Annotated in this window: 18 protein-coding genes; all 18 read right to left on the bottom strand. The window is 45.4% G+C overall.

Annotated features, from left to right (window positions below):
* Window positions 1-322 (bottom strand): hypothetical protein (locus PHV77_04485; GenBank protein MDD5504555.1); only part of this gene is annotated, 322 nt, incomplete at its 3' end.
* 2 nt (window positions 323-324) lie between these two features.
* Window positions 325-867 carry a DUF4416 family protein gene (locus PHV77_04480; GenBank protein ID MDD5504554.1) on the bottom strand — a complete coding sequence of 181 codons (543 nt, stop codon included), beginning with the start codon at window positions 865-867 and terminating at the stop codon, window positions 325-327.
* A 3-nt stretch (window positions 868-870) separates the two neighbouring features.
* Complete coding sequence (locus tag PHV77_04475; protein MDD5504553.1) at window positions 871-1416, bottom strand: hypothetical protein; 546 nt, start codon at window positions 1414-1416, stop codon at window positions 871-873.
* A 25-nt stretch (window positions 1417-1441) separates the two neighbouring features.
* A complete protein-coding gene (locus PHV77_04470) occupies window positions 1442-1843 on the bottom strand; it encodes a hypothetical protein (GenBank protein ID MDD5504552.1) in 402 nt (133 codons plus the stop codon).
* Window positions 1844-1902: 59 nt separating this feature from the next.
* Complete coding sequence (locus tag PHV77_04465) at window positions 1903-3381, bottom strand: GAF domain-containing protein (GenBank protein ID MDD5504551.1); 1479 nt, start codon at window positions 3379-3381, stop codon at window positions 1903-1905.
* A 350-nt stretch (window positions 3382-3731) separates the two neighbouring features.
* Window positions 3732-4124 carry a thioesterase family protein gene (locus PHV77_04460; protein ID MDD5504550.1) on the bottom strand — a complete coding sequence of 131 codons (393 nt, stop codon included), beginning with the start codon at window positions 4122-4124 and terminating at the stop codon, window positions 3732-3734.
* Between the two features lie 19 nt (window positions 4125-4143).
* Entirely contained in the window at window positions 4144-4605 is a 462-nt protein-coding gene (locus PHV77_04455; GenBank protein ID MDD5504549.1) for a GNAT family N-acetyltransferase, read from the bottom strand.
* 88 nt (window positions 4606-4693) lie between these two features.
* The gene (gene aroB, locus PHV77_04450) at window positions 4694-5785 is read right to left on the bottom strand and encodes a 3-dehydroquinate synthase (GenBank protein ID MDD5504548.1); all 1092 of its coding nucleotides are present in this window, start codon (window positions 5783-5785) and stop codon (window positions 4694-4696) included.
* A gap of 229 nt (window positions 5786-6014) precedes the next feature.
* Window positions 6015-6638 (bottom strand): site-2 protease family protein, encoded by a 624-nt coding sequence (locus PHV77_04445; GenBank protein ID MDD5504547.1) that lies wholly within the window; start codon window positions 6636-6638, stop codon window positions 6015-6017.
* Window positions 6639-6643: 5 nt separating this feature from the next.
* Window positions 6644-6964: a methionine--tRNA ligase subunit beta gene (metG, locus tag PHV77_04440; protein ID MDD5504546.1), complete on the bottom strand. Its 321-nt coding sequence runs from the start codon at window positions 6962-6964 to the stop codon at window positions 6644-6646.
* Window positions 6965-6988: 24 nt separating this feature from the next.
* On the bottom strand, window positions 6989-7285 hold the full coding sequence (locus tag PHV77_04435; GenBank protein ID MDD5504545.1) for a small basic protein: 297 nt from the start codon (window positions 7283-7285) through the stop codon (window positions 6989-6991).
* Window positions 7286-7384: 99 nt separating this feature from the next.
* Window positions 7385-7960, bottom strand: a complete 576-nt coding sequence (locus tag PHV77_04430) for an SPOR domain-containing protein (GenBank protein ID MDD5504544.1) — start codon at window positions 7958-7960, stop codon at window positions 7385-7387.
* Between the two features lie 91 nt (window positions 7961-8051).
* Window positions 8052-8720, bottom strand: a complete 669-nt coding sequence (locus tag PHV77_04425; protein MDD5504543.1) for a hypothetical protein — start codon at window positions 8718-8720, stop codon at window positions 8052-8054.
* Window positions 8721-8725: 5 nt separating this feature from the next.
* A complete protein-coding gene (locus PHV77_04420) occupies window positions 8726-10249 on the bottom strand; it encodes an HD domain-containing protein (GenBank protein ID MDD5504542.1) in 1524 nt (507 codons plus the stop codon).
* Complete coding sequence (locus PHV77_04415; GenBank protein ID MDD5504541.1) at window positions 10249-11406, bottom strand: deoxyguanosinetriphosphate triphosphohydrolase; 1158 nt, start codon at window positions 11404-11406, stop codon at window positions 10249-10251. Before PHV77_04415 ends, PHV77_04420 begins: the two co-directional genes overlap by 1 nt.
* Complete coding sequence (locus PHV77_04410) at window positions 11390-11875, bottom strand: HIT domain-containing protein (protein ID MDD5504540.1); 486 nt, start codon at window positions 11873-11875, stop codon at window positions 11390-11392. Before PHV77_04410 ends, PHV77_04415 begins: the two co-directional genes overlap by 17 nt.
* A complete protein-coding gene (locus tag PHV77_04405; GenBank protein ID MDD5504539.1) occupies window positions 11872-12693 on the bottom strand; it encodes a thymidylate synthase in 822 nt (273 codons plus the stop codon). The genes PHV77_04410 and PHV77_04405 overlap by 4 nt, the downstream gene beginning before the upstream one ends.
* Window position 12694: 1 nt before the next feature.
* Complete coding sequence (locus tag PHV77_04400; protein ID MDD5504538.1) at window positions 12695-13198, bottom strand: YfcE family phosphodiesterase; 504 nt, start codon at window positions 13196-13198, stop codon at window positions 12695-12697.
* Between the last annotated feature and the right edge of the window lie 11 nt (window positions 13199-13209).

The following is a 13209-nucleotide window of genomic DNA, read 5'->3' as shown; positions in this document are numbered from 1 at the left end:
CATAGTGGCTGTGCAATACAATATTGTCGCATCCCAGCGCTTTACATACACGCAGGCCGGAAAGCATACGCTGTTTTGACAGATTACGGATACGCGTATCAGAACTTGCCGGGGCAAGGTCAAGAAAGGGCCCGTGTATCCTTTTTGCGGCCTTGACCTTTGCGAATTCCCTGTTTATCAGCTCTATGCTATCCTGGTTGTGGTTATCAATAAAATCTGAATTTATATAGATTTCAAAATTGACGCCTAAATCCAGATAATACCTTATATCTTTTATAAGACTGTGAACAGGCACGTGATAATAAATACTTCTTCCGTTCATATTCATGCGCTTTGTCCGGGCCTCTGGCTCATAAATATATCCCGTATATGATTAAATACGCTTACATATTCCGAACAGGCATAATCAGGATATGTCCACGTACGCGGCCGAAAAGAATGTTTTTGGTAAGAAAGCGTGGTTTCCGCATATATGCCTGACGAAAGATATATACGATGGCTGTAATCCTTTGTAGAGGCAAGCACAAGCTTGGCATCGGTTATATAACCTGGATCTATGTTCACTGTGCGTTTTAATACAAGCGCCTTCTTTGCCAGCCGTCTTTCCAGTTTATTTGTAATTACTTTTATACCGGCGAGCTGGCCGGGCTGTATAAGCCTCTTGAAACTTAAAAAAAACCTGCGTAAACCATGGCCCATCTCATTAGTATAATAATCCGTAAAGTTAAAATCCATCGGGCCGGTCCTGTAGTCAATCTTACCAAAAAACCTGATAAGCTGTTTTTCGGCAAGGCAGAATGAAGCATCGTGAGCAGACAAGATGCCGACAACCAGCTTTACAGGCAAAACAGGCTTGATGTTACCCATGGCCTATAAACTTTTTACCTCCCAAACCTCTTTATCAATAAGATGAGCAATATTGTCTATTTGGGCGATGGCGTGCTCAATAACCTTTCTGAAGTATTCCGCCTGCATATGAGACCTTTCCAGCTCATATAACCTGGCCTCCATCTCCTTAAGCTGTATATACATTTTCTTGAGCTTGACAGCGTGCCGGTAATTACGTAATCTGGCGCGCAGAAAATCCCGCAATCTCTTACTATCGCCTCTCCTGATGCTGACAATAGATACGCCCATGCCCGGATAATATCCCTGCTGTGACGGTTTGGCCCTCCAGGCGACTTTAGCATCAACGACAACAGGCGTATTACTGCCTGGAAGCCCAAACTCAAGGCGAAGTCTGGTGCCGAGAGGGAACGTGATATTACCACGCAAAAAGACCCCCTCCCTTGTCATGTTTTTAGTGTCAAGAAGATAAGCGCTTACGGTATGCTTGGTTTTTTTGTCAAGCCTATATACTTTAATATTTATGTTGACCGCCAGCCTCTTTAAATACCGCCTGTCTCTTCTGTCCATATGCCCTCTAATGCAAAAACACGCCTTAGGTCTTTTGCGCGGCGGGACTATCAACAACCAAAGGGTATCTGACCTTTAGCTCTCCATCCAATAATACCTCAACAGCATACTCTCCCGGCCGGTCAAAGCATATATTATTAAACTGCGCGACTATCCGGTGCTTGGATTTCAGATCAGCCAGGCAGAATTCAGTCTCTTTATCCTCAATAAGCCTCGTATTATCAGGGCGTATCAACCTTGTTCTTTGTCTAAACTTTCCCGTACCGCTGCACCAGCAGTTCATAACGAAAAGCCTGGGATGTGTGGCGGGAAAAACGCTTGAGGCTATGGTCTCAAAAAGCCCAAGCAGCATGAATTTGCCGTTATCTTCACGCCTTACATCATCGCAAAGGATGGAAAAAAGTAATGTCGGTTCTATGCGTTCCATATCCATAAACATCCTTTAGGCGGTTTTAGAGTTAACCGGGCCGCCTGACAGAACAAATTTTACTGTTTCATTATTTTCAAAAATGCCCGGGCAACAACAGGATCAAACTGGGTGCCGGCATTGCGCCTGATCTCATCAATAGCTTTTTGCCTGAACATGGATTTCCTGTAAGGCCTGTTTGATGTCATTGCCTCAAAGGCGTCAGCCACGGCAATCACTCTTGATTCAATGGGAATAGCATCACCCTTAAGGCGTGAGACATAACCCTGACCGTCAAAACGTTCATGCTCATGGTATACTATAGGAACCACGTCTTTGAGCCTGGGCAAATGCTTAAGTATGTTTACCGCGTAGATAGGATGCTTTTTAATAATATCAAACTCCTGGCTCGTAAGCCTTGAGGGCTTAAGCAACACGCTGTCAGGGATACCGATTTTTCCTATATCATGAAGCATGCTGGCAAGCCTGATCTTCTTAAGCGTGTCTTCCGGCAGTTTTAACTTCTTGCCTATTTCAACGGCGATATCGGTAACCCTGCTTGAATGTCCATGGGTATAATGGTCTCTGGCGTCAATCGCGGCCGCGAGCGAAAATATACTCCCCTCGTATAATTCATGCATCTCCTGGAAAAGCCTGCAATTGCTGATTGCCGTACCGGCTTCGTGGGCAAGTATCATAAGAAGCCCGGCATCATCCTTATCAAAGAGATGCTTGTTTTTATACTTACCCAGGTTTAAAACACCCAGCAAAAACCCGTTAGACATGATAGGCACGCTTAACGCGGACCTTAATTTCAACCCGCGCATATACCTTTTAACACCTTTTGGTATTTCGTGGCCTTTATTTATAATAATAGGCTCTCCTGTCTTAGCGACCATACCCGAGATGCCAGAGCCTATCCTGACCCTTGCCTTGGCCGCTATATTCCTGGGTATGCCAACAGAACTTTTAATACGCATATAATCGTCTTTCTCTACCAGCATAAGCGAGGCCCTGTCCGAACCGCTTTCCATAACAGCCGCTTTTAATATAAGCTCGCACAATTCATCAATATCCTGCATCCTTATCATCTTCTTACCGTACATCATTATGGTCTGAAGCCTGGCAAAATCCCTCTTTTTATAAATGTCGGAAACGCAGACGATATTATTACCCATAGCTTCTATAATTATCTTATTAGCTGTTTTTAGTTTTTCAATGTCATCACCGCAATGTGATGAAACCAGGTCAAGGAGCATGGAACGCAGGAGCATGAGCGCTTGTATGACATCAGCGGCGTTTGAGGCGCTAAGATAATCCTTGAGTATGAGCCTTTTAAAAACATATTCGCATCTTTTTAGTTTGGGGTTCATAATATCGCTGATAAGGTTTTTAAAAAACACACGCATGCCTTCGGTGTGGGCCTTTTTTGTAATCATGTCCTTGTCCCTTAAGAAACCCGGAACATTGAATACCGATTCGGACCATTTTTCTACAATAGCTGCCGACATGTTCTTCAATAAACGGCAGACCTCTTTTTTGGCATTTTTATACTGCATATACGCTTCTTTCTCCTCTCGCGGGTTTCTTTGACAACAAGCGCCTTATCCTTTCCTATTGCATCAATAGTCCCGATAAGGATATAAGGGTAGAATGCTGGTAGCCAAATTTAAAAAACTGCCTTACGCTAAAAAAAATACAAGATCTCTCTGCCGCGGCGGGCATTGTCACGCCTGCCTGAATAATAAACTAAAAAAATAATCTACCGGTAATGCCGCGATCATAACAAACCTCTTGCAAGATCCTTATCTGATTAAGCTAAGTTTTTTTAGGCCTGCTCTCGGACCTTCTGCGCTTGGAGAAAACGCATTTTTCATAGGCCGCCGCTTAAATTACCTAAAAAAACCCTTTATGCCAAAGCATCTTTCAAGGCCTGCGGGATACGTCTGGGCTTACCTAAAACATCCGTGCACACATGAACAGTACTGCCCTCGGCAAGCAAATCATCGCCGCGAAAAATATTGCAGGCAAATGTCACGCTGGTATTTCCCACTTCAGGTATAAAACAGTCAATGTCCAAAAGGTCATCATAACGCGCGGGCATCCTATAACAGCACTGGGCGCGGACAACCATAAGCCTCAAACCCATATCGCTCTCTATGCGCGTATAAGGACAGCCCGCTTTTCTTAACAGCTCCGTCCTGGCAACTTCAAACCAAACGAAATAATTAGAGTAATAGGCAACGCCCATCCGGTCTGTCTCTTTATAGCGAACTCTCAATTGCGCGGTATGCTTGGCCATCTAAATTATTTATATCCTATCAGCATATTTTATAATGAAGCATTACTATCTCAATATCGTTCAACATCAGCCGTTCGCTTTCCACAAAATTTTTCTTTTTTGTCAAAAGTTTTATGGCAGAGGCCATACCGGCAGTCGCCCTGAAAACGACAAGCTTGTACTTATTCATCTTACAAAAATCCAAAGCCGTATCAACAAGCATAAGGCCGATATTCCTGCCTCTATGGCTGGGGTGCACGAACAGCCTCCTCAAGAGGGCCGTCGTTTCGCTGTCTTGTTTTATCCCGACAGTGCCTATGATCTGACCGCCTTCTTCCATCACGAGAAATTTCTCTTTCAGGTTCCCGTATGCATGGGCAATGTTTTCCAGATCGCCATACTCATATGCCTTCTCATCCCCCGGGTATTCCTTTTTCATGACAGAACTTATAAGCGTTTTTATGTCCGGCGAATCCGGCGCCTGATATGATCTTATATGCATATAAAACTCCTTACCGTTTACCGGCAGGCTGTCCCAAAATACCGGTAAAACAAACGCAATCTCCGTTTATTTTTGGAGATTGCCGGGTTTAATATAGCCCCAGGACAGACCGGTTAATTATATCTTCGGGCACATCATGGCAAACAACCGCGTGGCCTATTCTTGCAGGCAGTATCCAGCGCTTTTTGCCTTTTATAGTTTTTTTGTCATACAGCGCCGCGGACAATATAGCTTGCGCCTTCACACCCTTTATCCTGACCGGCAGGCCGGCGCGGGATAATATACCCCTTAACCTGTCATAGGAGGATTTATCTGCCATGCCGAGTGAAACCGATATTGAAAACGCCGCAAGCATGCCTATCGCGACAGCCTCTCCATGATTGATTGAATTATCATAGCCTGCCGCCGCCTCTACGGCATGGCCTATAGTGTGGCCGAAATTTAACAGACTGCGGTAACCGTTCTTTTCGCGTTCATCAAGGCTGACAACCCCGGCCTTGAGCTTGCTGCAGCGCATTACTATATATTCAAGATGTTTCATGTCAAGGGCCAGTATGCCCTTCAAGTTTTTTTCAAGATACCGGAACAGCCGCTGGTCAAATATTACCGCGTACTTTATAACCTCCGAAAGGCCGTTTATTATCTGGCGCGCGGGCAGGCTTCTCAAAACGCTGATATCGCTTATAACAACCGCGGGCTGATGGAAGACGCCTATCAAGTTTTTGGCAAAATCCGTATCTATGGCGGTCTTACCGCCTATAGCCGCGTCAACCTGGGCGAGAAGAGTGGTCGGAATTTGCGCAAAACCGATTCCGCGCCGGTAGGTTGAAGCCGCAAAACCGCTAAGGTCGCCTGCAACGCCCCCGCCCAGCGAGGCCACGATGCAAGAACCTCTTGCCTTGTCAAAGTCCGCCAGCGCCCTGATTATTTTAATCCAGCTTGCCTGCGACTTGGCCGACTCCGAATCAGCGATATCAAAAAAAATAAATCTCAAGCCTGACTTTTCAAGCGCTCTCTTCAGCAAGGCCCCGTAAAAAGACCTTACCCTTTTGTTGGTAACAATAAAACAGCTGTCATAACCGTTTATCGCGCGCATAATATTTCCGGCATCCGCCAAAATGCCCGCGCCGATACGGATAAAATAACTTCTTGGGCCGAGGTCAACCTTTATCCTTGTCATAAAACCAATCCTCTGATTTTGTTTGAGTATAACAGTAAATATGAAAACTGTCAACACCCTAAGAACATTTGCGAAGACATTAAAAGGCGCCGGAAAGACAGCTTTTGCCGTCGCGAGGCATACGGCTGGACAGGCAAACACGTGCGGCATCACTTTTTTGCGGCCCGGCTTGAAACCATTTTAACGGGGCAGGGGTGTTTTTAAAAATAAGATGAAAATTGATATTTTATTAAAACATGGATATGGGAATATCAAGAAACCTGACCATGAAAAGAATTATACCGTAAAAAATCTTTCTGAACATACCGCTCCAGATTACGAGTATAACCAGCAAAAAACCATAGGGCTGAAGGCGGTCGTACAAGGCAAGATATCTGTATGGCAGGATAGAACTTATGATTCGGGAGCCGTCAAGGGGCGGAATAGGCAAAAGATTAAACGCGCACAGGAAACAATTTATTATCGCCGCCAACAGTATTACCTGGCCGGCAACTGTAGACGACAAAACCGGAAAAATTTTAAGCAGCGCGATAAGCGCGCACGCCACGGTAAAATTAGCCGCGGGCCCCGATATCCCAACCCAAAACATATCTCTTTTGGGGTTATTGAGGCTCATAAAATTTACCGGCACAGGCTTGGCCCATCCGATCGGGGGAAGCCGCAGGAAAAAAAGCATAAGGGGCAGTAATATGGTCCCGACAGGATCAATATGGGCTATGGGATTTAACGTAAGCCTGCCCATATATTTGGCCGTAGGGTCGCCTAATTTATACGCGGTCCATCCATGCGCGAATTCATGCACGGTAATAGCGAACATGAGGGTAATAAATTGCAGAACAATATAAAAAACCATATCACCTACCTGATCATAGCTCCCGCGGGCAGGTCTTTTTCAATTGTCAATATTGATAATTCATTCCCGCTTGACGCCGCCAAGAGCATGCCGTTTGACTCAATACCCCGTATAAGCGCCGGCTGAAGATTACAAACTACTGCTATATTCTTGCCTATAAGCTCCTGGATGGCGTAATGGTTCCTTATGCCCGCGACGATCTGCCTCTTTTCCCCGCCTAGGTCAATATCAAGGATGTACAACCTGTCGGCGGACGGATGTTCTCTGGCATCTATTATCTTTGCGATTTTAAGTTCAATTTTGCTAAAATCTTCATATGTAATCATTGAGCCCGGCCTTCTTGTTGGCAATTATTTTTTGTCTTTGCCTTTTGCCGCAGGTTCTTTTGCCTTGCTATCGGCGGCTTTGGCAGGAGCCGTTTGCGCCGCGCCCGGGGCGGCGGCAGAGGCGGCCTCGCCTTCGGCGGCTTCTTTCTTTTCTTTCTTTATTTTCATCTTGACTACTTTAACCTTAGGCAGGCCAAAAACCGAATCTTTATCCTCATGCCATTTGTCTTCTTTTTTAAGGACAAGTATCCTTGCCAGCCTTTTTAGCACACTCTTTTGCTGCTTGTTTTTACCGCTTTTAAAGCTCGGGTGAACTGACATTTTTTCCTCCTGAATATAACAGCCGGAGCTGTCGTTTGACCTGATAAACTGTGTTTACGGTATCATCAAAAAAACAGGCGGACCTCATTGCTTAAAAGGTCATATCTTTCTTGATATGCAGTCGGCGTATACTTTGCGCATTGTTTTTACCCGCGCATCCGCGTCCTGTTTATTCTTAAATCTGCCGACACAAACTATATAGTAATCCCCTTTTTTTAGCACAAAGGCCTCATTGCCCCTGGCCTTCAGTATGCCTACTTGTTTAACGGCGGTGTCTTCTCTGGCGTATGAAGCTATCTGGACAGTAAACAAAAAGACATCTTCGGGCACGGCAGGCCCGGACAAGGCGGAGGCATCTTCACGTATCTTTAAGCGCGGCGGAACAGGCTCGCCGGAAACGGCATTTTCCTCAAATTGAACTTTGCCGCCAGAAGACGGTAAAAGCTGGGTATCCACCGCTCCCAGAGGCGATAACGATTTGCCCTTCTCAACCCCTATTGAAAAGACGATTGCCGATAATACGATAAACCCTATAAAAACAAAGGTGATATGTTCAAGGCAGAGATTGATTGAAAATTTGGGTTTTTTTCCAAAAAACCCCTTTAAAGAGGCCTTTTTGCCTTCACTGACGAAATCATCAAAAAGTTCTTTTTGCACAAATTTTTTATCATCCATAGACAAACCGGTATCTTGAAATTAAATTATTATAGCATGAGAATCCAGCATTGCAAGCTAAAAAACCAAGCTGTTTTTAGCCGGACGCTCTTTAGCGGACATTTAATGAAAAAAGTTCTGTTCTGAAATTTATTGCAGGTTCTGAAAGGCTGCCGGTAATCTCTATATCCGCCTCAAACCAATCACCCGACTGCTTAAAAAAAACCTTGCTTATCACTTCAGGGATACGCGCTACCAAAAGCCTGGAAAACAATAGTGTTATCCTGTAGTCTGCGAGTTTTTCGTCCATGACGCCGTCCGCTTTTATCCTGATAAGCTCTCCATCGGCGTTAAACGAGCCTACCGTAAACCGCCCCGGCCTTTTATATAGCGTGCCATTGACCGAAGAAAATTCCAACACGCCGGTATCGGGAAGCGAGACGGCATTTAAGATTTTACCCATAATCCCGCAGCGGTCGCGCGGGATGCTGACATCGCGTAAATCAAATTTAATCCGCAGGCCTTTTTTCCAAAAATCTTTGAATTCCAGTTTTATGTTCCCGCCGGAGGCATAAAAACCTATATTGCCTTTGCCCTGCGCATCAAGCCCCTCAAGCCATATGCTTAAATCAGGGTTTATACCGGTTTTTTTTACCACGGCACTGCAACCACCGCGGGCCAGGGCGGATTCAATGGCATATTTTAACAAGGCGGACCTAAAGACAAATACGGCGCAGATAAAAGCAAGGAATACGACAATAAGGGTCGCCGTTTTTTTCATTAATATCATAATGCCTGTTTGAGTTCCTGGGCATACCTGCTTACGATAAGTTCAAGCCTGCCGTCTTTGGCTATAGCTACGAAAGAATCAACTATGTCCGGATCAAACTGCCTGCCGGACTGCCTTCTTATCTCCGAAACAGCCATCCTGAACGGCATGGGTTCGCGATACGGCCTGTGGCATATCATTGCCTCAAAGGCATCCACCACGGCCATGATCCTTGAGCCCAACGGGATATGCCGGCCCCTAAGCCGATCGGGATAGCCTGTCCCATTATATTTTTCATGGTGATGCAGTATTATAGGCACAACCGGTTTTAATACCCCTATATATTTAAGAACTTCTATGCCCCTGACAGTATGGGTTTTGATCATTTTTCTTTCTACTTTATTAAGGGCCTTCTTCTTTTGCAGTATCTCGGTAGGCACGACAAGCTTTCCAAGGTCAGGTAAAAGCGCGGAATAATAAAGCATCTTCAACTCCCTTTTTGCCAGGCCTATCTGCTTGCCTAATTCAAGCATAAGATCTTTAAAAAGGCCCGTGTGGGTATAGAGCCCGGGGAATTTGGCATCCAGAAGATATCCGAGTGATTTTATGGTTCCGGCAGTAAGGTCTTCCTGTTCTTTATATAATTGGGCATTCCTTATGGCTATCGCCGCCTGCTCGGCAAGCGTGGTAATGATCTCATGGTCAAATATGGAAAATTTTTTCTTGTCCGCCTTGTCCCTGACCGCGATGACACCGCATATTTCCTCGTCAACAAGAGGAACGCACAGGATATTTTTTTTATAGACAGACCTGCCTGTCTTAAAGACCCTGCTCTCAATCGGCGTCGGATGGGCATTAAGCTTGAAAAGGTCATTGCTCTTGCGATAATCTATTGAAGCGACGCACTCTAACTCTTTTGAATCCTGGTTCAAAATGCATATCCGCACTCTTTCTGCTTTTAATATCTGCAGGCTTAATCGCGCAATCTTTGGGAACAACTCTTTTATATCAAGCGTGGAGCTTATAAGCCTGTGTATGGTATGCACCGTTGAAAGCGCTATGGCCCTTGGCCTTACAAGTTCATATAATCTGGCCAATTCAGCTTCTTTGTCTATCAGCCCGGTTATTGACCTGCTATAAGCCAGCAGTAAGCCGAGCAATGAATCGCTTAATGGTGACTTGAGGCCGGACAAACCAAAAAACCCCGCGAGTTTTGAGCCCCTGACAACAGGTATGGCAACACCAAAAGCGGCGTCTTTGGGCAATTCAAAACTTACGGCATTCATAGACCTTGCAGCGCGCGCTATGGCACGTAATATATCGCTCTTGTAGTCAGCTAACCGGAGATAATCCTGCGCCTCCTTCGGCCTTTTAGCGCTCAAAAAAGGCTTGATATTAGACTGGGCCTTCTTTTCTAAAAACCACCACATCGGCCTTGCCAATAATCTGTCAAATAAAAACTGTAGTTCTTTAAAAGACCTGTTCTGGGTCAGGCTTTCCATAAAACCCGTATTTTTATCGCGCATATTCTTTTTTATCATCACACCCTCTCATATGGCTGAAAAAGCTTCTTATACTCGTCAAGAGCGTATCTGTCCGTCATGCCGGCTATATAATCGCATATCACCGCGCGCCGTAAGGCCTGATCCATAGCCTTTTTCGCGTATATACCGGGCAGAAGTACCGGATTGTCGCAATAAAGCTCAAATAATTTTTCAATAAAAAATTTTGCCTTGTTTGCCATGCGCATAACACGGTAATGCCTGTAAAAATTTTCAAAGAGAAAATCCCTCAACTCGGCCCTTTGCCTGTTTATGGGCGCCGAAAACTGCACTATCTTTTCAGGGCACTGCCTGGCCTTTTCGTAGGTGGATATATTAAACTTACTTATGCGGGTGTTTGTGTTATCAACAAGATCAGACACGAATGCGTTGATAATACCCTTGGCTAATTGGTATCTCTTCTGTTCGCTTTGCGTGTAAGAGTCCTGGCCTTTTACGTTAAAGTTTACCGACTTGCATATCTCCAGTTCTGAAATAGCCTGTTCGGACAATATCCTGCTGCGCAGGCCGTCATCTATATCGTGGCTGTAATATGCTATCTCGTCAGACAGATCAACTACCTGCGCTTCCAGGGTAGGCATGGGCGAACAGGCGAACTCTTCTTTCACCGGCGGATTATCAAACGAACTATTATGCCTTACAATACCTTCGCGGACTTCAAACGTAAGGTTTAAACCTTCAAAATCAGGGTATCTCTGTTCAAGGACGTCAACCACCCTTAGGCTCTGTATATTGTGATCAAAACCGCCGCAGTCTTTCATAAGCCGGTCTAAGGTCTCCTCGCCCGAATGGCCAAAAGGCGTATGTCCGAGATCATGGGCTAAAGCGATGGCTTCAGTAAGGTCTTCATTAAGAGAAAGCGCGCGGGCTATTGTCCTGGCTATTTGAGAGACCTCAATAGTATGCGTAAGCCTTGTGCGGTAATAATCGCCCTCATGGTTTACAAAAACCTGCGTTTTATATTCAAGGCGCCTGAAAGCTGTGGTATGTATTATCCGTTCGCGGTCTCTCTGATAAAAATACCTGTATCTGTGCTCGTCCTCTTTATGCCGCCTGCCTCTGCTCGTCGCGTAACTAGCGGCATAGGGGGCAAGGCGGCTTTCTGATAAAACCGTTATATCAGCTTTTTTTGACATTCTTCCTCAATCTGCAATAAAGCGCTTCAAGAGATTCGGATATCACCTTGGTATCAGACGAGACAGGCATAAAATTCGTGTCCCCCGTCCACCTCGGCACTACGTGTATGTGCAAATGCCCCGGAAAGCCCGCGCCCGCGGCCTTGCCTGTATTTATGCCTATATTAAAACCTTCGGGGAAAAGCGTCTTTCGCAGAAGGGCTATTGTCTTTTTCAATAATCCCATAATGTCCGTAAGTTCTGCGGGGGAAAGCTGTTCAAGACCTGGTTTGTGGGATTTTGGGGCAACCATCATATGGCCATTATTATAGGGATAAAGATTGAGCATGGAGAAAGAATATCTTGAACTGTCCACAATAAGATTTTTTTTATGATCCTTTGATATCGCCGCGCGGCAGAAGATACAGGCTTTTTTTTGCCTGCCGGCGCATATAAACTTGCTTCTCCACGGGGCCCATATCTTTTTCATGTAATACCTCTTTCACGTTCAATTTTCGCGCGGGCTTCATCAAAAAAAGGCTGGGCAAAACCGCTCTCCCATACCCTTTGGCTAAAATCGCGTTTTCGCGTCAGCTGGAGAAATCCTTCAAAACTGTCATAATAACTGCCGTAAATATGAAAACTGTCGGTTATGTCCGCGTAACGGCCGAGGCCTATCTTATTACCGGTTTTGTCCGATATTTTCTCGGCAATAATCCTTTGCAGGTCCGTCAAAGCGAACATATTCATAAAAGCCGCCTTGAAACCGTCCCTTGAACGCCAATGCGTATTCATATTAAGAAGAAGCTCCCCTTTATCTTCCGTTACCCTGAACCACACCCTCTGCAAGCACGGCGGATCGTCTGTTGATACATCCAATTCAGGATCCCATGTGATGGCCTGGGCCCTGCGGGAATGGCCGTTTTTGCTTAATTTCTCAACTATATAATCCATTTGATCAATAAAACCGCTTTCGCTTTTATATGAAAAAAGCCTTTGATGATAGGTATATGTCCACTTGCCTTCTTCCGGCGCTATCCAATGGTCGTGTATGCCGTAAACAACCTCTTGGCGATAGACTTCAAGGCTGTCAAGCCCTCCCGGGAAAGCCCTGTGTATACGCGGCTCCTTAAATGGGGCGTTGACGACAATCACCATTGTGCAATCTCTGCTCAACGGATCATTCGGCTTATCATACTCTGTCCTGACGGAAACGCCCTCCTGCCATGTCCTGATAACAGCCTCTTCCCACGCTTCGGGAAGAGTTTCCTTTTCAACCAGTATTATTGGTATGCCTTTTACGGTCATGTCAAAGCCTTATTATTTTAGGGTTAATCTGGCTTCCGAGCTCAAGCACGATATATGAATTGTAAGGCGCGAATACCTGATCCGTAGGACTGCCGGGGCATACATACAGCGCGTTACCGATACTTTCAATAGCCGGAATATGCGAGTGCCCGTGCACAATGCAGTCAAGATTTTCGCCCTTAAATATTTCCATAGCATAATCTATGACCTTGTCGGGGGCCCCGCAGCCGTGGATAAGGCCCAGCCTGAAATTGCCTATGTTGACTATTCTTTTTACAGGATATTTTCTTTTTATCGCGGGCGAATCCATGTTACCGGCTACGCAGATAAGAGGAGCAATTTTTTCAAGCTCTGTGATAACATATTCCTCTGTAAAATCACCGGCATGCAATATAAAGTCAGCGCCTTTAAGCGCCTCGGTTAAAGGCGCGGGTAAAGCCGGCGCATTCGCCGGCATGTGCGTATCCGATAATACCGCTACTTTCAATATGCCTGAATTGTCCATCCCTGCGGCTT

The organism is Candidatus Omnitrophota bacterium, from assembly GCA_028716165.1.
Lineage (GTDB): Bacteria > Omnitrophota > Gorgyraeia > JABMRG01 > JABMRG01 > JAQUQI01.
Note: the sequence above shows the minus strand (reverse complement) of the source record. Positions and strands in the feature narration are given on the sequence as shown.